The organism is Shimia sp. (assembly GCF_022448905.1).
In the GTDB taxonomy this organism is placed as follows: Bacteria; Pseudomonadota; Alphaproteobacteria; order Rhodobacterales; family Rhodobacteraceae; genus Shimia.
Genome location: NZ_JAKVCW010000005.1, coordinates 1 through 17,671, shown reverse-complemented (window position 1 = coordinate 17,671; position 17,671 = coordinate 1). Strand labels below are relative to the sequence as shown.

Annotated in this window: 18 protein-coding genes; 13 read left to right on the top strand and 5 right to left on the bottom strand. The window is 54.3% G+C overall.

What is annotated here, in order from left to right; genetic code table 11:
- The first annotated feature begins 284 nt into the window (after window positions 1–284).
- From MK208_RS06910 to MK208_RS06880, 7 genes are all read left to right on the top strand, one after another.
- Entirely contained in the window at window positions 285–734 is a 450-nt protein-coding gene (locus MK208_RS06910) for a CopD family protein (protein ID WP_294115283.1), read from the top strand.
- 122 nt (window positions 735–856) lie between these two features.
- On the top strand, window positions 857–2,128 hold the full coding sequence (gene rho, locus MK208_RS06905) for a transcription termination factor Rho (protein WP_294115281.1): 1,272 nt from the start codon (window positions 857–859) through the stop codon (window positions 2,126–2,128).
- 10 nt (window positions 2,129–2,138) lie between these two features.
- Window positions 2,139–3,437, top strand: a complete 1,299-nt coding sequence (gene mnmE / locus MK208_RS06900) for a tRNA uridine-5-carboxymethylaminomethyl(34) synthesis GTPase MnmE (protein ID WP_294115280.1) — start codon at window positions 2,139–2,141, stop codon at window positions 3,435–3,437.
- A gap of 23 nt (window positions 3,438–3,460) precedes the next feature.
- Window positions 3,461–5,323, top strand: a complete 1,863-nt coding sequence (mnmG, locus tag MK208_RS06895; RefSeq protein WP_294115278.1) for a tRNA uridine-5-carboxymethylaminomethyl(34) synthesis enzyme MnmG — start codon at window positions 3,461–3,463, stop codon at window positions 5,321–5,323.
- Window positions 5,323–5,961, top strand: coding sequence for a 16S rRNA (guanine(527)-N(7))-methyltransferase RsmG (rsmG, locus tag MK208_RS06890; RefSeq protein WP_294115276.1), 639 nt, complete (start codon window positions 5,323–5,325; stop codon window positions 5,959–5,961). Before mnmG ends, rsmG begins: the two co-directional genes overlap by 1 nt.
- Window positions 5,939–6,748, top strand: a complete 810-nt coding sequence (locus tag MK208_RS06885) for a ParA family protein (RefSeq protein WP_294115274.1) — start codon at window positions 5,939–5,941, stop codon at window positions 6,746–6,748. Before rsmG ends, MK208_RS06885 begins: the two co-directional genes overlap by 23 nt.
- 12 nt (window positions 6,749–6,760) lie before the next feature.
- Complete coding sequence (locus tag MK208_RS06880) at window positions 6,761–7,654, top strand: ParB/RepB/Spo0J family partition protein (RefSeq protein ID WP_294115272.1); 894 nt, start codon at window positions 6,761–6,763, stop codon at window positions 7,652–7,654.
- Here MK208_RS06880 and MK208_RS06875 read toward each other — a convergent pair.
- The 4 genes from MK208_RS06875 to rph are packed head-to-tail and all read right to left on the bottom strand — an operon-like array spanning window position 7,644 to window position 10,469.
- Window positions 7,644–7,997 (bottom strand): YbaN family protein, encoded by a 354-nt coding sequence (locus MK208_RS06875; RefSeq protein ID WP_294115271.1) that lies wholly within the window; start codon window positions 7,995–7,997, stop codon window positions 7,644–7,646. The genes MK208_RS06880 and MK208_RS06875 overlap by 11 nt on opposite strands.
- Window positions 7,998–9,155, bottom strand: a complete 1,158-nt coding sequence (gene hemW / locus MK208_RS06870) for a radical SAM family heme chaperone HemW (protein WP_294115270.1) — start codon at window positions 9,153–9,155, stop codon at window positions 7,998–8,000.
- Window positions 9,148–9,759 carry an RdgB/HAM1 family non-canonical purine NTP pyrophosphatase gene (rdgB, locus tag MK208_RS06865; protein ID WP_294115268.1) on the bottom strand — a complete coding sequence of 204 codons (612 nt, stop codon included), beginning with the start codon at window positions 9,757–9,759 and terminating at the stop codon, window positions 9,148–9,150. The genes hemW and rdgB overlap by 8 nt, the downstream gene beginning before the upstream one ends.
- Window positions 9,756–10,469, bottom strand: coding sequence for a ribonuclease PH (rph, locus tag MK208_RS06860; protein WP_294115267.1), 714 nt, complete (start codon window positions 10,467–10,469; stop codon window positions 9,756–9,758). Before rph ends, rdgB begins: the two co-directional genes overlap by 4 nt.
- 116 nt (window positions 10,470–10,585) lie before the next feature.
- On the opposite strand from rph, the gene hrcA reads away from it, so the two are divergent.
- The 6 genes from hrcA (at window position 10,586) to MK208_RS06830 (ending at window position 17,450) form a co-directional block, all read left to right on the top strand.
- A complete protein-coding gene (hrcA, locus tag MK208_RS06855; protein WP_294115265.1) occupies window positions 10,586–11,650 on the top strand; it encodes a heat-inducible transcriptional repressor HrcA in 1,065 nt (354 codons plus the stop codon).
- A gap of 9 nt (window positions 11,651–11,659) precedes the next feature.
- Window positions 11,660–12,220, top strand: a complete 561-nt coding sequence (locus tag MK208_RS06850; protein ID WP_294115263.1) for a nucleotide exchange factor GrpE — start codon at window positions 11,660–11,662, stop codon at window positions 12,218–12,220.
- Between the two features lie 303 nt (window positions 12,221–12,523).
- The gene (locus MK208_RS06845; RefSeq protein WP_294115261.1) at window positions 12,524–12,907 is read left to right on the top strand and encodes a hypothetical protein; all 384 of its coding nucleotides are present in this window, start codon (window positions 12,524–12,526) and stop codon (window positions 12,905–12,907) included.
- A 70-nt stretch (window positions 12,908–12,977) separates the two neighbouring features.
- Window positions 12,978–15,308, top strand: coding sequence for a M10 family metallopeptidase C-terminal domain-containing protein (locus MK208_RS06840; protein WP_294115259.1), 2,331 nt, complete (start codon window positions 12,978–12,980; stop codon window positions 15,306–15,308).
- 209 nt (window positions 15,309–15,517) lie between these two features.
- Window positions 15,518–16,846, top strand: a complete 1,329-nt coding sequence (locus tag MK208_RS06835; protein WP_294115257.1) for a UDP-glucose/GDP-mannose dehydrogenase family protein — start codon at window positions 15,518–15,520, stop codon at window positions 16,844–16,846.
- A gap of 40 nt (window positions 16,847–16,886) precedes the next feature.
- A complete protein-coding gene (locus MK208_RS06830) occupies window positions 16,887–17,450 on the top strand; it encodes an NUDIX hydrolase (protein ID WP_294115255.1) in 564 nt (187 codons plus the stop codon).
- 7 nt (window positions 17,451–17,457) lie between these two features.
- Here MK208_RS06830 and MK208_RS06825 read toward each other — a convergent pair.
- Window positions 17,458–17,671 (bottom strand): hypothetical protein (locus tag MK208_RS06825; RefSeq protein WP_294115253.1); only part of this gene is annotated, 214 nt, incomplete at its 5' end.

Genomic DNA, 17,671 nt, shown 5'->3' with positions numbered 1-17,671 from the left:
GGAAAACTTTGCCTGTGGGAAGAATCACCCGCATACCTGTTTCTCCACCCGCTTATCCACAGTCACGCCCCTGTCATATTTCTTTCAAAGCGCTGAAATCATTAAGACCTTTTAACTTTCTCACCAGATGTTGATACAGATCAGAGCAAAGAGTTCAGATGTGGGTAAGTCATAGGGGAAATTGATAATCCACAGGATTGGGCGTTCCTACTTAATCATCATCCTTTTCTATATATATTTATTTATTATAGAGAGGGTCGGGCTTCGTTCAGGAACAAACCGGCATGAGTTACTTTCTCGTCGACATTTACCCATACGTACTCTCGCTTCACATCATCGCAGTGATCAGCTGGATGGCAGGTATTTTCTACCTTCCCCGTTTGTTTGTGTATCACGCAGAGCGGGCAGAGAAGGGGGATCAACTTGATGAAACCCTGAAGATCATGGAATACAAGCTTCAGCGCTATATCATGGCGCCTGCAAGCGTTGTTGCCTGGGCCGCAGGCCTCACGCTTGTCTTTACTCCTGGCATTGTCGATTGGTCTGCGATCTGGCCGTATACGAAAGCGTTCGGCGTCATCTCTATGACCGTGTTTGATCATTGGCTGATGATCATGCGCAAGAAATTTGGTCGGGATGAAAACACGCTCACCGGTCGACAGTACCGCATGATGAACGAAGTTCCGACGGTTTTGATGGTTCTGATCGTGGTCTCGGTTGTGGTGAAATTCTGAATCGTTTGACTCAGGCAAAGAAAGTAGCTTAGAAAAGCCGCCAACTGGCCCGTCCGGGCTAAGTGTCTTCCAAATACAGAGTACATGAACTGCCTTTCACCTGGGCATCACAGGATATTTTCATGACACAAGAAAAGCTTGCTCTTGGCACGTTGAAAGCCAAAAGCCCGAAAGATCTCTTGGCAATGGCCGAAGAGTTGGAGATCGAAAACGCCTCCACAATGCGCAAAGGCGAGATGATGTTCCAAATTCTGCGGGAACGCGCAGATGATGGATGGGAAATCTCTGGCGATGGTGTGCTTGAGGTGCTCCAGGACGGCTTTGGCTTCCTGCGCTCGCCAGAGGCCAACTACCTGCCGGGTCCCGATGACATCTACGTCTCCCCGGAGATGATCCGTAAGTACTCTCTGCGCACCGGTGACACCGTGAACGGCGTTATGACGGCTCCAGGGGACAACGAGCGCTACTTTGCTCTCACAGGCGTGTCTCAGATCAACTTTGAGGCGCCTGAGAAGGCCAAGCACAAAATCGCCTTTGACAACCTCACACCGCTCTACCCGGATGAGCGTTTGAAGATGGAGATCGAAGATCCCACCATCAAAGACCGTTCCGCCCGCGTGATCGACCTTGTCGCGCCGATTGGTAAAGGCCAGCGTTCCTTGATTGTTGCGCCGCCACGCACCGGTAAAACCGTGCTGCTGCAAAACATCGCGCATAGTATCGAGGCGAACCATCCGGAGTGCTACCTTATCGTTTTGCTGATCGATGAACGCCCGGAAGAGGTGACCGACATGCAGCGCTCCGTGAAAGGTGAGGTGATTTCCTCCACCTTTGACGAACCGGCCACACGCCACGTGGCCGTCTCTGAAATGGTGATCGAGAAAGCCAAACGTCTGGTGGAACACAAACGAGATGTTGTTATCCTTCTAGACTCAATCACAAGACTTGGTCGTGCCTTCAACACCGTGGTGCCATCTTCCGGTAAAGTTCTGACCGGTGGTGTGGACGCCAACGCATTGCAACGCCCCAAACGTTTCTTTGGTGCGGCCCGTAACATCGAAGAAGGTGGCTCGCTCACCATCATCTCCACCGCGCTGATCGACACCGGTTCGCGCATGGACGAGGTGATCTTCGAAGAATTCAAAGGCACCGGTAACTCTGAGATCGTGCTGGATCGTAAAGTGGCAGACAAACGTGTCTTCCCGGCGATCGACATTCTCAAATCGGGCACCCGGAAAGAGGACCTTTTGGTCGACAAAGGCGATCTTGCGAAAACCTTTGTGCTGCGCCGCATCCTCAACCCGATGGGCACCACCGATGCGGTCGAGTTCCTGCTTGGCAAACTCAAGCAAACCAAAACCAATGGCGAGTTCTTTGACTCGATGAACACCTAAGGATGCTGTGATGGCCTATGTGGCTGACACAATTTTCGCTCTTGCAACGGCCCCCGGTAAAGCGGGGGTCGCTGTCGTTCGTGTGTCCGGTACGCGGGTGGCGGAGACGGGAAGGGCGCTCTTTGGCGATTTGCCCGCGCCGCGCTATGCAGCACTGAAACTGCTGAAAGACAGCGAAGGCCGCCGTCTGGATCAGGCCTTGGTTTTGTATTTCGAAGAGAACGCTAGCTTCACCGGCGAAGAAGTCCTCGAATTGCACCTGCACGGCTCCACCGCCGTGGTGAATGCAGTGCTCCGAGAATTGTCCGAGATGGACGGCTTGCGTTTGGCCGAAGCGGGGGAGTTCACGCGCCGCGCTTTGGAAAACGGCTGCCTTGATCTTGCGCAGGTCGAAGGTCTCGCCGATCTGATAGACGCGGAAACCGAAGCTCAACGTCGTCAGGCTTTGCGCGTTCTTTCCGGTGACCTCGGAAATCTCGCCGGAAAATGGCGCACGGATCTAATCCGCGCCGCCGCTTTGATCGAAGCTACCATCGACTTTGCGGACGAAGATGTGCCTGTTGATGTGACCCCGGAAGTCACAGAACTTCTCTCTGGCGTTCGTACAGAACTCGATAAGGAAATCGCGGGCGTCGATACGGCCGAACGTATCCGCACCGGCTTTGAAGTTGCCATTCTTGGCGCGCCCAATGTTGGCAAATCCACCTTGCTAAATGCGCTTGCTGGTCGCGAGGCCGCGATCACCTCTGAATATGCGGGCACTACACGCGATGTGATCGAAGTGCGCATGGAACTCAACGGTCTTCCGGTGACTTTACTGGACACCGCCGGCCTGCGCGAAACCGACGATCATGTAGAAGGTATTGGCATCCAACGCGCCCGCGACCGGGCAGAGGCTGCTGATCTAAGGGTTTTCCTTAAGTCGGAAGGCGAAGTGCCAGACTTCGCCCCGCTTCCAAACGATGTGATCCGCGCAGCCAAAGCGGATACGCTCTCTGACCCACAGAACGCGATTTCCGGAAAAACCGGGTTTGGCGTTTCTGAGCTTGTTGCTGAAATTACGGAGAAGCTTTTGGAACAGGCGGGGCGGTCTGGCGTCGCGACGCGCGAACGTCACCGTATCGCGATGAAGCGTGCGTCTGAATCCTTGGATGCCGCTCGGGCCGTTCTCGCTTTGGGTCCGGATCACTATGATATCGGCGCGGAAGAGCTGCGTACCGCGATTCGTGCCCTTGATTCCATCGTTGGTCATGTCGATGTAGAGAACTTACTGGACGAGATCTTTTCGAGTTTTTGCATCGGAAAATGATTCAAATTTGAGGAGTGTTTCACGTGAAACATTTTGACGTCATTGTTGTTGGGGGCGGCCACGCTGGTGCAGACGCCGCGGCGGCCTCCGCGCGCATGGGCGCATCAACCGCACTCGTGACTTTGAAAAAGTCCGGCATAGGCGTCATGTCCTGCAATCCCGCAATTGGGGGGCTTGGCAAAGGGCACCTCGTGCGAGAGGTTGACGCGCTTGATGGTGTCATGGGGCGTATCGCCGACAAGGCAGGTATTCAGTTTCGTCTGCTCAACCGTCGTAAAGGCCCTGCAGTCCAAGGTCCCCGCGCGCAATCTGACCGGAAAATCTACCGGACAGAAATGTTGTCGGAGATTGAGATTACTCGAAACCTGACCGTAATTGAAGGCGAAGCGATTGATTTCCGCATGGACGGCCGAGCGGTGCGGGGTGTCGTGCTTTCCGATGGATCAGAGATCGCTGCGCACGCGGTTGTTCTCACAACAGGCACATTCCTGCGCGGTGTCATCCACATTGGCGATGTCTCTCATTCGGGAGGTCGGATGGGCGACAACGCCTCGGTCAAACTTGCCGAACGTATCGACAGTTTCGCGCTGCCTCTGGGGCGGCTGAAAACCGGTACACCGCCTCGGCTAAATGGCAAGACCATCAAGTGGGATCTGCTCGACAGCCAGCCTGGCGATGAAGACCCGGTGATGTTCTCTTTCTTGAACAAGAAGCCTTCCGCCCGTCAGATCGCCTGCGGTATCACCCATACCAACGCCAAAACACATGATATCATACGCGACAACTTGGATCGCTCCGCCATGTATGGCGGCCATATTGAGGGGGTAGGGCCACGCTATTGCCCCTCTATCGAAGACAAGATTGTGCGCTTTGCGGATAAAGATTCCCATCAGGTCTTCTTGGAGCCAGAAGGATTGGACGACGACACCGTCTACCCAAACGGCATTTCCACCTCTCTGCCGGTGGATGTGCAAGAAGCCTATGTGCGCTCGATCTTTGGCCTTGAGGATGTGGAGATTCTGCAGCCCGGATATGCCATTGAATATGACTATGTCGATCCGCGGGCGCTGGATGCCGCACTTGCGGTGAAGGGCGTGCCTGGTCTCTACTTGGCGGGGCAGATCAATGGCACCACTGGTTATGAGGAAGCCGCCGCCCAAGGCCTTGTTGCCGGTCTCAACGCCGCACTTTCCGCGCAAGGCAAAGAGCCACATCACTTCAGCCGGTCGGATAGCTATATCGGCGTAATGGTAGATGATCTGATCACTCGAGGTGTGACGGAACCGTATCGTATGTTCACCTCGCGCGCGGAGTTCCGTCTGTCTCTGCGGGCTGACAATGCGGATCAACGCCTTACACCCATTGGCGAAAAATTGGGATTGATCGGTGAGGCACGTAAGGCTGCCTTTGGAAAGAAGGCAGAGAAGCTTGCATCGGGGAAATCTCTTCTGGAAGAAAAAGGCTACACACCAAAAGAAATCAACGCTGCCGGGATTGCAGTGAACCAGGATGGAAATCGCCGTACCGCGTTTCAAGTCTTGGCCTTCCCTGAAGTTGGTTTTTCTGAACTGACAGCCCTGGATGAGCGCTTTGGCCAAATTGAGCCCGAGATCCAAGATCAGCTTGATCGGGATGCGCTTTATGCCAACTACATTGAGCGCCAAAAGCGGGATGTCGAAGCGATGCGCCGGGATGAAACGCAGATCATTCCGTCCGACTTTGATTTTGACGTGATTGAAGGTCTCAGCAACGAGTTGAAGGCGAAGTTAAACGCCGTACGTCCCTCGAATTTGGGGCAGGCCGGTCGTATTGATGGCATGACTCCAGCCGCACTGACCTTGCTGCTCGCCAAACTGCGCCAAGCCAAGAAGGCAAAATCTGCGTAATGTCCTGTCCAGATCACATCCAAACCAAACTGAATGTTTCACGTGAAACATTGACCCGACTTGAAACACTCGCGGATCTTCTGGTGAAGTGGAATCCGCGTATCAACTTGGTCTCCAAATCTACAATCGACGATCTTTGGACACGCCACATTCTGGATTCCGTGCAAGTTCTGCGCAGCGGGCCATCTAAAGCCGCTCATTGGGTGGACATAGGCAGTGGAGGCGGCTTTCCTGGTCTTGTCATTGCTTTGATGGCAGCGGAACCCGAAGCGCCAAAAAAAGTGACGCTGATTGAAAGTGACCAGCGCAAATGCGCCTTTCTGCGCACGGTTTTGCGCGAAACCGGTGTTTCTGGAACTGTTACTACAGACCGCATCGAGAAAGCTGCGCCTCAGAATGCGGATGTTTTGTCGGCCCGCGCCCTTGCGGACTTGTCTTTGCTGTGCGAATTCGCGGAGCGTCATTTGACGGCATCCGGAACCGCAGTGTTCCCAAAAGGCGCACGTTGGCAAAAAGAGCTCAAATCCGCGCAGGAATCGTGGTTATTTGATTGCGAAGTGGTAAAAAGTATCACGGACCCAGAAGCGGTCATTCTTAAGATTGGAGAGCTCAAACGTGTCGGATCCCACACGCCCTAAAGGGCCTAAAATCATCGCAGTGGCCAACCAAAAAGGTGGTGTGGGCAAAACAACAACCGCTATCAACCTTGCTGCAGCTTTGGTTGAAGAGGGGTGTAAGGTTCTTCTTGTCGATTTGGACCCTCAGGGGAACGCGTCTACCGGCTTGGGGGTTGAGGTCGAGGATCGCACACACACCACCTACGATCTTTTGACCGGAGATGTGGAACTGGACGAGGTAATCCAGACCACAGAATCTGGCACTATGTCGATTGTACCAGCAACAGTGGACCTGAGTTCAGCGGATATTGAGTTGATGTCCAACGAAAAGCGCAGCTTTCTTTTGCACGACGCGCTGCGCCAGACCGCTATGGACAAATATGATCTGGACTACATCCTGATTGATTGTCCACCTTCTCTAAACCTTCTGACTGTCAACGCGATGATCGCGGCCAACTCCGTTTTGATCCCGCTGCAAAGCGAGTTTTTTGCGTTGGAAGGCCTGTCCCAGCTCATGTTGACTGTGCGCGAAGTCCGCCAAACTGCCAATGCAGGACTGCGGATCGAAGGCATTGTATTAACCATGTTTGATGCGCGCAATAATCTGTCCCAACAGGTTGAGCAGGATGCGCGCGACAACCTGGGTGAGTTGGTGTTCGAAACCAAAATCCCGCGCAATGTGCGCGTGTCTGAGGCGCCATCGTTTGCGCAGCCGGTCCTGGATTACGATCCAACCTCCAAGGGGGCCGAGGCTTATCGCGCGTTGGCCAAAGAACTGCTCGCCAAGAACTTCCAAGTCGCCGCGTAAAGGAGAGCCAGCATGGCCGATAAGAAAAAACAACGCGGTCTTGGCCGCGGTTTGAGCGCCTTGATGGCAGATGTGACCGAAGACACCTCACGTCAGGAAACCGGATCTGCGCCTCGTCGCGCGGATCTTGTGGTGCCAATCGAACGCATTGAGCCCAATCCGGATCAGCCACGACGCGATTTTACGCCGGAACAACTGGAAGATCTGTCCAACTCGATCCGTGAGAAAGGTGTGATTCAGCCGCTGATCGTGCGGAAAAAATCTGGCGATCGGTATGAAATTGTCGCGGGCGAGCGTCGGTGGCGCGCCTCTCAAATGGCGCAGCTACATGAGCTGCCCATCATCGTGCGTGACTACGACGACACCGAAGTGCTCGAAATCGCGATTATTGAAAACATCCAACGCGCCGATCTAAACCCTGTGGAAGAGGCGATGGGCTATCGTCAACTGATGCAGAAGTTTGGTCATACGCAGGAAAAGGTTTCGGAAGCGCTCGGCAAAAGTCGGAGCCACATTGCCAACCTGATGCGTCTGCTAAATCTGCCGGATGACGTGCAGGTTATGTTGCGCGAGGGCCAGCTATCGGCTGGTCATGCCCGCGCTCTGGTCACCACCGACAACGCATCCGAGTTGGCCCGCAAAGTGGTGAAGGATGGTTTGTCGGTGCGTCAGACCGAAAAACTGGCGAAAAAAACAGGCTCTCTCGTCGAGCAAAATAAAAAATCTCGACCAAAGACCCATAAGGACGCCGACACAGTCGCGCTAGAGGGCGATCTTTCGGCTAATTTGGGCATGAAAGTTGCAGTGGATCACGTTTCCGGCGGCGAGCATGGAAAAATTACCATTACTTATCAAACGCTTGATGAGTTGGATGAGTTGTGTCGGATTTTGACGGCTACGAATTAGGCCGAGTCCAGATGAAAAAAAGTACCGCGCTCAAAACCACCATTTGAATGAGCAAAACGGTGGTTTTGACGCCAACAACCAGAGAAATTCCAAATACAACTGCAATGGACAGTGTTGCTGCCCTTTTTGCCGAAGGGCGGATCGCACCGTTGCTGTTCCAGTCTTCAATCATCGGACCAAAAGTCTTGTGCGCCAAAAGCCAATCGTGAAGCCGTTCTGAGGAACGTGCAAAGCAAAAGGCGGCCAGAAGCAGAAACGGCACTGTTGGCAGGAGCGGCAACACCACGCCAATCAAGGCCAAGGCCACACAGCTCAATCCACAAATCAGCCAAATAATGCGCATTTATTCCACCAGGAGTTCCGCCAAAACAGCGTTCAGGACCATACGTCCCTGTGGCAACACCTTAAGGTGATGATCGTTGAGTTCAATCATACCTAAGGCCTGCAACTCTGCGACACGTGGTCCCTCTAGAGGTTGACCCGCCAGAGCTTCGTATCTGCGCAAGTCGACTCCATCTGAAAGGCGCAAACCCATCATCAGAAACTCGGCGACTTGATCCACCAGAGCGACCGCCTCTTTCAAGTTCTCGCCATTTCCGGCCTCGGCTTCTTCCAACCATTTGTTTGGATTGCGCCAGGTTTCAATCGCGTGGCGTTGACCATTGAGCGTCAGCCTCGCATGGGCGCCGGGCCCAATTCCCGCATAGTCGCCATAGCGCCAATAAATCTGATTGTGTCGTGATTCAGAGCCTATTGCAGCGTAATTTGACACTTCATAAGGCAACATACCGGCGTCGGCACAGATGTCTTGTGTCACTTCATACATATCTGCAGCGAGATCGTCTTCGGGCAACCCCCGCAGTTTCCCTCGGTTGTACCGGTCGCCAAAGGCGGTGCCTTGTTCAACTGTAAGTTGATAGAGAGACAGGTGGTCAATTGCCATCGAGAGGGCTTCGCGCAACTCGGACATCCAGTCTTCAAGTGTTTGATTTTGACGCGCATAGATCAGATCAAAACTCACCCGTTCAAAGGTTTTTCGCGCAATGTCAAAGGCCTGTTTGGCTTCATCAACTGAGTGAATTCGGCCCAAACGTCTCAAATCATGATCGTTCAGCGCCTGAATACCCATAGAAATCCGGTTCACGCCGCCATCGCGATAGGCCGCAAAACGGCCGGCCTCCACCGATCCGGGGTTCGCTTCAAGGGTGATTTCCATGTCGTTTGATGTGGGCCACAGCTGGCGCACTCGCGCCAGAATTGCGGCAACCACGTCTGGATCCATCAAACTGGGCGTGCCGCCGCCAAAAAAAACCGTGTTCAAAACCCGCCCAGAGGTCTGCTTTGCAACCCGATCCAACTCGCTCAAATAGGCTCTAAGCCAGCGGGATTGATCGATTTCGCGACTGACATGGCTGTTGAAATCGCAATAGGGGCATTTGGCCTGACAAAATGGCCAATGAATATACAGGCCAAAGCCCCCGTTTTGCCAATCCTCAGCCAAAACAGCCTTCCACAAAGGCTTTGAGCGCCCGTCCACGGTGGCTGATCTGGTTCTTTTCCTCTTTCGGCATCTCAGCGCAGGTCACGCCGTAACCGTCTGGCATGAACATCGGATCATAGCCAAACCCGCCTTCGCCGCGAATAGGCCAGACCAGATCGCCCGCCATCACGCCCTCAAACACCTCGTCATGTCCATCAGGCCAGGCCAAAACCAATGTGCAGCGGAACTGCGCGGAACGTGGCGCATCTGGCCCTTTGGCAGTGATTTCGTCATTGGCGCGGGTCATGGCTTTCATGAAGTCGCGGCCATTGGCGGTTTCCGCCCAATCCGCAGTGTAAACCCCCGGCGCGCCGTCCAGCGCGTCGATGGTGATGCCGCTGTCGTCAGAAAGGGCAGGGAGGCCGGTTGCCTTGGCTGCCGCATGGGCCTTGATGCGGGCGTTGCCTACAAAAGTGTCTTCGGTTTCTTCGGGCTCCGGCAAATCCATGTCGCCCGCGCCAACAACCGAAACGCCGTGAGGCGCGAGGATCTCTGTGATCTCAGCCAATTTGCCGGCGTTGTGGGTGGCGACCAAAAGCTGGTCGCCCTCAAATTTGCGGGTCATGCGCTGGCTGCCTGTTGTGCTGAGACCAGTTCCGCCACACCTTTTTCCGCCAGATCCAGCAGTTCGTTCATCTGCGCGCGGGAGTAAGTGGCGCCTTCGGCCGACATCTGAGTTTCAATCATCTGGCCGTTGGCGAGCATGATGAAGTTGCCGTCCACACCCGCTTCGCTGTCTTCAGGGTAATCCAGATCGAGCACGGGTTGACCGGCGTAGATGCCGCAAGACACGGCGGCCACTGGGGAAATCAGCGGGTCGGTCATCACATCCCCGGCTTTCATTAGCTTGTTCACCGCCAAACGCAGCGCCACCCAGCCACCGGTGATGGAGGCACAGCGCGTGCCGCCATCGGCTTGGATCACATCACAGTCCACGGTGATCTGGCGCTCGCCCAAAGCAACACGGTCGACACCGGCGCGCAGGGAGCGGCCAATCAAACGCTGAATTTCAACGGTGCGACCACCCTGCTTACCGGCGGACGCCTCGCGGCGCATACGGGAGGAGGTGGAACGTGGCAGCATGCCATACTCTGCGGTCACCCAACCCAGACCGGAACCCTTGATAAACGGCGGCACACGCGCTTCCAGGGATGCTGTACACAGCACATGGGTGTCGCCCATCTTGATCAAACAGGAGCCTTCGGCGTGTTTGGTCACATTGGTTTCAATCGAGACTTCACGCATTTCGTTAAGCTGACGGCCGGAAGGGCGCATGGCAAATATCCTTTTCTGGGTTTGGGCTGGGGATAACCGCGGGATAAGGTTGGACGCAACCCCGATTGACCTTTGCCTTTGAGGCTATTTTATTGAGAGGGCAAAGGCACGGGCGAATGACAGACAGCAGCAAAATTCTCGCAGAAATGAATGACCGCAGCCGCGAGGTATTCCGCCGCGTGGTCGAAGGCTACCTGGAAACCGGCGATCCTGTCGGCAGCCGCACGTTGACCCGCACTTTGTCGGAGAAAGTCAGCGCCGCCACCATTCGAAATGTGATGCAGGACCTGGAGTTTCTCGGCCTCCTGGACAGCCCGCACGTTTCTGCTGGACGGGTCCCAACCCAACAAGGGCTGCGTATGTTTGTTGATGGCCTGCTTGAGGTCGGCGATCTGGATCAAGGTGACCGCAAAAAAATTGACGCCACCATGGGCGACGTGGATGGCGATGTCTCCAACATGCTTGACCGTGTTTCAACCGCGCTATCTGGCGTGACCCAAGGCGCCTCACTGGTCCTGGCGCCCAAACATGAAGCTCCAATCAAACACATTGAGTTTGTCAGTCTTGGTGCCGACCGTGCGCTGGTGGTGCTGGTTTTTGCTGACGGCCATGTGGAAAACCGTCTGTTCACACCGCCGCCCGGCCAGACTCCCAGCTCCATGCGCGAAGCAGCCAATTTTCTCAATGCCGTTGCCGAAGGCCGCACGCTGAGTGACCTGGGCAAAGCCGTGCAGGAAGAGATCACAAAGCGCCGTCAGGAAATCGACAGTCTTGCTGCGGACCTGGTGGAAAACGGTCTTGCCCTTTGGGCCAATGAGGAAGGTCAACAAGAGCGCCTGATTGTGCGGGGCCGCTCGAATCTGCTTGGCACCGATGAGGAAGAACAGGACCTCGAACGCATCCGCACGTTGTTTGACGACCTCGAACGTAAACGAGACATTGCTGATTTTCTCGAATTGGCTGAACAGGGCGACGGCGTGCGCATTTTTATTGGCTCTGAGAACAAACTTTTTTCACTTTCGGGTTCCTCTTTGGTGGTGTCTCCCTATATGAACGCTGATCGAAAGATCGTGGGTGCTGTTGGGGTCATTGGACCCAAGCGCCTGAACTATGGACGCATCGTGCCGATCGTGGATTACACGGCACAACTGGTCGGGAAACTCATCACCGACCGCGGTTAGAGGTGGATTATGGCTGAGCCGAAAGACAACGAGTTTCTGGACGACATCGCAGATGCTGAAGCAGAAGAATTTGCTGCCAGCTTGGACGAACTCGAAGATGAAGCTGTTGAGCTGGATGAGCTGCGTGCCGAACGCGACGAGTTAAAAGACCGCTGGATGCGCGCGCTGGCCGATGCGGAAAACGCCCGCAAACGAGGCGACAAAGCCCGCCGGGATGCCGAGCAATACGGCGGCTCCAAACTGGCTCGTGACATGCTGCCCGTGTTTGACAACATGAAGCGCGCGGTTGAGACCATCACGGACGAGCAGAAGGAAGCCTCTGCCGCGCTGATCGAAGGCATTGAGCTCACCATGCGCGAGCTGCTGAAAACCTTCTCCAAACACGGCATCGAAGTGATTTCGCCAGAAGTGGGCGACAAGTTCGATCCAAACGTGCACGAAGCCATGTTTGAAGCCCCTGTGCCAAACACCAAATCGGGGGACATCATTCAGGTTTCTGCGCAGGGTTTCATGCTGCATGATCGCCTGCTGCGTCCCGCGCAAGTTGGCGTCAGCTCCAACCCGGGCTAAACATACCCGCAAGAGATGTCTGGAAAGCTCCCGTTTATCGGGAGCTTTTTTGTGTAAGCCGAGACCTCAAAATCCGTTTTGCCCATGGGGAAAAACCCACATGCGACATGCTGACGGCCCTTGCTACTTGATTAACGCATCCTTAACTTTTACGGTTTCCCAGACTTATTTCCGGGTCAGGTTTGTGCTTGAATTCGCGGAGTTTGGTGCGGGCGGTTGAGGAACCGGGTGGAGCGTGTGTTTGTGTGGTTGAAGTCCGCGGCATATCTTTTTCTGTGTGCAATGATGTTGGGGGGGCTCGCCATGACCGGTAATGCTCAAACCAACCTGTCTCCAATCCATCTCAGCTGTGAAACGCCTCTTGATGAGCTGCGCGAGACTGATCTTGAGGCTGTATGTGACATGCTACACCATGAAATCGAAAAACAATTTCCAGAACGGAAGGTTGTTGTCTCCGGGGAGAGCAACACCGGGGCCGCACAGGGCGTTCTGGCAACTTTGGTCGTCGAAGCCTTTCGACCAGATCATGTCAAAGGGGTTTTGAAATGGAAGAACCCTGCGACAAACGAAAACTACAAAGGCCCGTCATTGCAAGTTGATGGGATAGACGGCGCGCCGCTTGGGCGCCTCGTAGAAAAATTCGCCAGGGATGTGCTGCGCGTGAGCCAGCCACCTTGGGAAAAGTAATTTAAACCACCGCTGAAAACGAGAAATCGATCAGACCTCTTAGCAGCCGCGACGATACAGGAGATTTTTAATGCTCATTCAGAACGCACTTATTCCGACTATGGATGAACCCATTTTTCACGAGGGGCATGACGATGGTCACGATGATGGCCCCAAAGAAACTCCCATTGTTGGCGATCCAAATGGTGCCCTTGTTCTTGAAGATGCAGGCGATGCACCGGCAAATATAAGCACGCCTTACACAATGTCGGTTGGAGATACATTTCGCGGGACCATCGATACCACAGACGTAGATTTTGTTGCGATCACCCTGAACGAAGGTGATTTTTACCAGGTGTCCGTGACGGGTGACGATCCACGGATCTGGGTTCTGGATGCCAGCGGCAATACCATCGAGTTCAACGACGATATTGATTTTAATGGCGGTAACTACAACTCCTTTTTGACCTTCGAGGCCACGTACACAGGCACCTACTATTTTGCCGTAAACGGTTTTAACGCGGTGGCTTCTAACTACGATTTGAGCGTCAATACATTTACTCCAATCGCGGATGGGTCGATCCAGGACATGGCGGATTTCCTCACCACTGGGTATTGGACTGGCAATGGCTCAACAGCGCGGTCGTTTGACACCTCGGTCAGCAATATGATCACCGTTAATATCAATGGTTTGAGTGCGGAAGGTCAGATACTGGCTCGTTGGGCGTTTGAGGCTTGGGAAATGGTCGCGGACATCGTCTTTCAAGAAGTCTTAACCGTTGCGGATATCAATTTTCAGGACACAGATGCGGGGGCTTGGTCCAGTTCTACCGTTTCCTCTGGCGAAATCTTGTCTTCTACCGTCAATGTGTCAACGGATTGGCTGTCGACATACGGCACGTCCCTAAACAGCTATTCCTTCCAGACCTATATCCATGAAATCGGTCACGCTTTGGGGCTTGGCCATCAAGGCGGATACAACGGTTCCGCTGAATACGGGATCGATGAGGACTTCGGCAACGACAGCTGGCAAATGTCCATTATGTCGTATTTCGATCAGGCTGATAGTCTTGGTACCAATGCAAGTTATGCCAACATCATCAGTGCGATGATGGTGGACATCGTGGCAATTCAGGATCTGTATGGCGCGGCTGGACCAAGTGGCGGAACGTATGGAAATACTGTTTGGGGGCCGGGTTCAAATCTTATCGGATATCTTGGCGATTTCTTTAACGGGGTTATCACCTCAAATGGCCCAGTTGCTATGACAATCTTTGACAGCAACGGCACTGATTTGATGGACTTAAAGTTCTATAGCCAGAACGCTCGGATCAATATGAATGGTGGTGAATTCTCTGATGTCGGAGGTTTGATCGGAAACCTAGGCATCGCTTTAGGCACGGTGATCGAAAATGTGAACACAGGAGCTGGCAACGATCGGATAACCGGAAATGGCGTTGGCAACGTGATCAACACAAACGGTGGTAATGATTGGGTCAACGCTGGCAATGGTGCCGATCTCGCGAGAGGGGGTGCAGGCAACGACGTTTTGATTGGCGGCAACCACAACGACAGTTTGTTCGGTGGCTCAGGGTTGGACACTCTCATTGGCGGCAACGGCAATGACTCTCTGGATGGCAATTCTGGCTCAGACACTTTGTTTGGCGGGGCAGGCAACGACAAACTCTTTGGCGGCGGCGGCTCTGACAATGTTTTTGGCGGCGGCGGTCGAGATACGTTGAACGGCGGCGATGGTGATGATCTAGTCAACGGTAATACTGGCTCTGACACCGTCTTTGGTGGCGATGGCAACGACAAACTGTTCGGTGGCGGCAGTGACGACACCCTCTACGGGGGTAGTGGAAACGACACGATGAGCGGCGATGATGGCAATGACGTTGTCTACGGCAATGCTGGGTCTGACAGGCTCAACGGCGGTACCGGCGATGACAACTTGCTTGGCGGAGATAATGGCGACACTCTTAGCGGTGGCAGCGGAAACGATACCTTGAGCGGTGGCAATGACGCTGACTTGCTCAATGGTAACACTGGCTCAGACACGCTTCTGGGTGGTTCCGGTAACGACACACTGCTGGGCGGCGGCGGCGATGATGTGCTGGATTTTGGCGCAGGGAATGACATCGGTGATGGTGGCCTTGGTGCCGATATTTTTGTCTTCTCGACCGGCGTTGGTGCCAGTAATACAGTGAATAATTTCAGTTCCACGGAGAGCGATATTCTTCAACTTGACGATCTGCTTTGGGCACCATCAGGAAATGGGCCAGTCTTGACCGAGACGGACGTGATAAACAATTTTGGCGCCGATGTTGGCCTAGATTTTGTACTGACCTTCGGATCCGATATCATTAGGATCACTGGTTGGGCAGGCCAATTTGATGCGAGCATGATTGACATAGTCTGACCCCTGATGGACGGCTTTGAAACGAACAGCCAGCGGCTCTGACGCCGCTGGTTTATTATTTGACCGCACCTCCCTGCTGCGCTTGGCCGAGATCGAAGGATACTTTCCGGATATGTAACTCATGCAATGTCTGTTGCTACGTTGACAGGCCTCTCTGCCGCGCCCATTAAAAGACCAATACGAGCAGAACCAAAATAAGGGTGGCACACATGAAAATAGCAATGATCGGTACGGGCTACGTCGGTTTGGTTTCCGGGGTGTGCTTCTCTGACTTCGGACATGAAGTTGTTTGCGTCGACAAAGACCCATCAAAAATCGAAATGCTCGAACGCGGCGAAGTTCCGATCTACGAACCCGGCCTCGATGCCTTGATGGCAAAAAACGTCGAAGCTGGCCGGCTCAGTTTCACTTTGGATCTCGAAAAAGCCATGGACGGTGCGCAAGCCGTGTTCATTGCGGTTGGCACTCCCACCCGGCGTGGAGATGGGCACGCTGACCTGTCTTACGTCATGGCGGCTGCCGAAGAGATTGCCCGCACCGCCAAGGACTATGTGGTGATTGTGACCAAATCCACCGTCCCCGTCGGCACCAACCGTCAGGTCAAACAGGTGGTGCGCAAAGCCAATCCCGATCTGGATTTTGATGTGGCCAGCAACCCGGAGTTTCTGCGCGAAGGCGCGGCCATCGAAGACTTCATGAAGCCGGATCGCGTGGTGATTGGGGTGCATAACGAGCGCGCCGGCGAAGTGATGAATGACATCTACCGCCCTCTGTACTTGCGTGACTTCCCGATTGTCACAACCGATCTGGAAAGCGCGGAGATGATCAAATACGCCGCCAACGCCTTCTTGGCGACCAAGATCACCTTCATCAATGAAATTGCCGCCCTGTGTGAGCGTGTTGGCGCAGATGTCAAACAAGTGTCCAAAGGCATGGGTATGGACGGCCGCATTGGCAACAAGTTCCTGCATGCGGGGCCCGGCTATGGCGGCTCCTGTTTCCCCAAAGATACCAAAGCTTTGGCCCGCATCGGTCAGGACAACGCGGTGCCGATGCAGATCACGGAAACGGTGATTCAGGTCAATGAAGAGATCAAGCGCCGCATGGTCGACAAACTGCTCGATCTGTGCGGCGGGAGCTTTAATGGCAAGACCGTTGGTGTGCTTGGCGTGACCTTCAAGCCCAACACCGATGACATGCGTGATGCCCCAAGCCTGGCGATCATTCCGGCTCTGGTGGGCGGCGGCGCCAAAGTGCGCGTGACCGACCCACAAGGACGCCATGAAGGCGAGGCGCTTCTGCCCGGCGTAAGCTGGGTCGAAGACGCCTACAAAGCGGCGCAAAACGCCGATGTTTTGGTGATCCTGACGGAATGGAATGAATTCCGCGCCTTGGACCTCAAAAAAGTGGCCCGCAAAATGGCGACACCACGGCTTGCAGATCTGCGCAACATCTATTCCGTCCGCGATGCCAAGCGAGCTGGCTTTGAAGCATACGAAAGCATTGGGCGAACCGGTTTCTCGCGCATCGAAGGCTGACGGCAACGGCCTCTAGTCTGTTTGGTAAAAGGTACTCAGCATGTTCTGGAAAACCCTTTCGTCTCAAAGCCTGCTCAAACGACCTCCCTTTGTGGATGTTCGGCAGGAACAGGTTGAGGTTCGCCCGGGGCAGGTCATCGACGACTTTTACAAAGTGCACCTGATGGACTTCGCACTGGTCATTCCGTTTCTTGCGGACGGCCGTGTCGAGATGATCCGCCAGTACAAACATGGACCGGCGCGCGAGGTTTTGGGATTTCCCGCCGGTCACGTCGATCCCGGGGAAGATCCGGCCACTGCGGCACAGCGCGAGCTGTTGGAAGAAACCGGACTGAAGGCCGAAAAACTCATCCATCTGGGCTCGTTTGTCGATCATGGCAATCAACGTGTGTGTCAGGGCCATTATTTTACCGCGCCCGTGTGTGAGCGCATCACCGAACCCAATCCCGGCGATCTGGAAGACTTTGCCTACGAAGCGCTGAGTCCTGCTCAAATCGACCAAGCGATCGTGAACGGTGAAGTTGGCGTGATGCACCACGTGGCAGCCTGGGGATTGTGGAAAATCCATTCTCAGGCCGGAACAGAGACTGATCTCTCTAAGTGATGCCTGCTTAACCGCTCCTATCTTTTTGTTCTTGGCGCCGTACGAGCGGAATACTGGTGTCACTCTTTTGAATCACCGAGCTATGATCCTGTGGAAAACTGTGTGGAAAAGAGTGCATTCCCCGCACACTTCCGCTATAAAGCCCCAAAGAGGCAAGGCGGCCTAGGTTCAGCTGTCCGTCGTCAAAGTTTTTGGAACCAAAAGCGGCGTGAACTAAGAGA

Coding starts and splice junctions, on each gene's coding strand:
- MK208_RS06835 (WP_294115257.1), top strand. CDS start 15,518: ATGAAAATAGCAATGATCGGTACGGGCTACGTCGGTTTGGTTTCCGGG.
- MK208_RS06840 (WP_294115259.1), top strand. CDS start 12,978: ATGCTCATTCAGAACGCACTTATTCCGACTATGGATGAACCCATTTTT.
- mnmE (WP_294115280.1), top strand. CDS start 2,139: ATGGCCTATGTGGCTGACACAATTTTCGCTCTTGCAACGGCCCCCGGT.
- rsmG (WP_294115276.1), top strand. CDS start 5,323: ATGTCCTGTCCAGATCACATCCAAACCAAACTGAATGTTTCACGTGAA.
- MK208_RS06880 (WP_294115272.1), top strand. CDS start 6,761: ATGGCCGATAAGAAAAAACAACGCGGTCTTGGCCGCGGTTTGAGCGCC.
- MK208_RS06910 (WP_294115283.1), top strand. CDS start 285: ATGAGTTACTTTCTCGTCGACATTTACCCATACGTACTCTCGCTTCAC.
- rdgB (WP_294115268.1), bottom strand. CDS start 9,759: ATGACCCGCAAATTTGAGGGCGACCAGCTTTTGGTCGCCACCCACAAC.
- hrcA (WP_294115265.1), top strand. CDS start 10,586: ATGACAGACAGCAGCAAAATTCTCGCAGAAATGAATGACCGCAGCCGC.
- MK208_RS06830 (WP_294115255.1), top strand. CDS start 16,887: ATGTTCTGGAAAACCCTTTCGTCTCAAAGCCTGCTCAAACGACCTCCC.
- MK208_RS06875 (WP_294115271.1), bottom strand. CDS start 7,997: ATGCGCATTATTTGGCTGATTTGTGGATTGAGCTGTGTGGCCTTGGCC.
- rho (WP_294115281.1), top strand. CDS start 857: ATGACACAAGAAAAGCTTGCTCTTGGCACGTTGAAAGCCAAAAGCCCG.
- MK208_RS06845 (WP_294115261.1), top strand. CDS start 12,524: ATGACCGGTAATGCTCAAACCAACCTGTCTCCAATCCATCTCAGCTGT.
- rph (WP_294115267.1), bottom strand. CDS start 10,469: ATGCGCCCTTCCGGCCGTCAGCTTAACGAAATGCGTGAAGTCTCGATT.
- MK208_RS06850 (WP_294115263.1), top strand. CDS start 11,660: ATGGCTGAGCCGAAAGACAACGAGTTTCTGGACGACATCGCAGATGCT.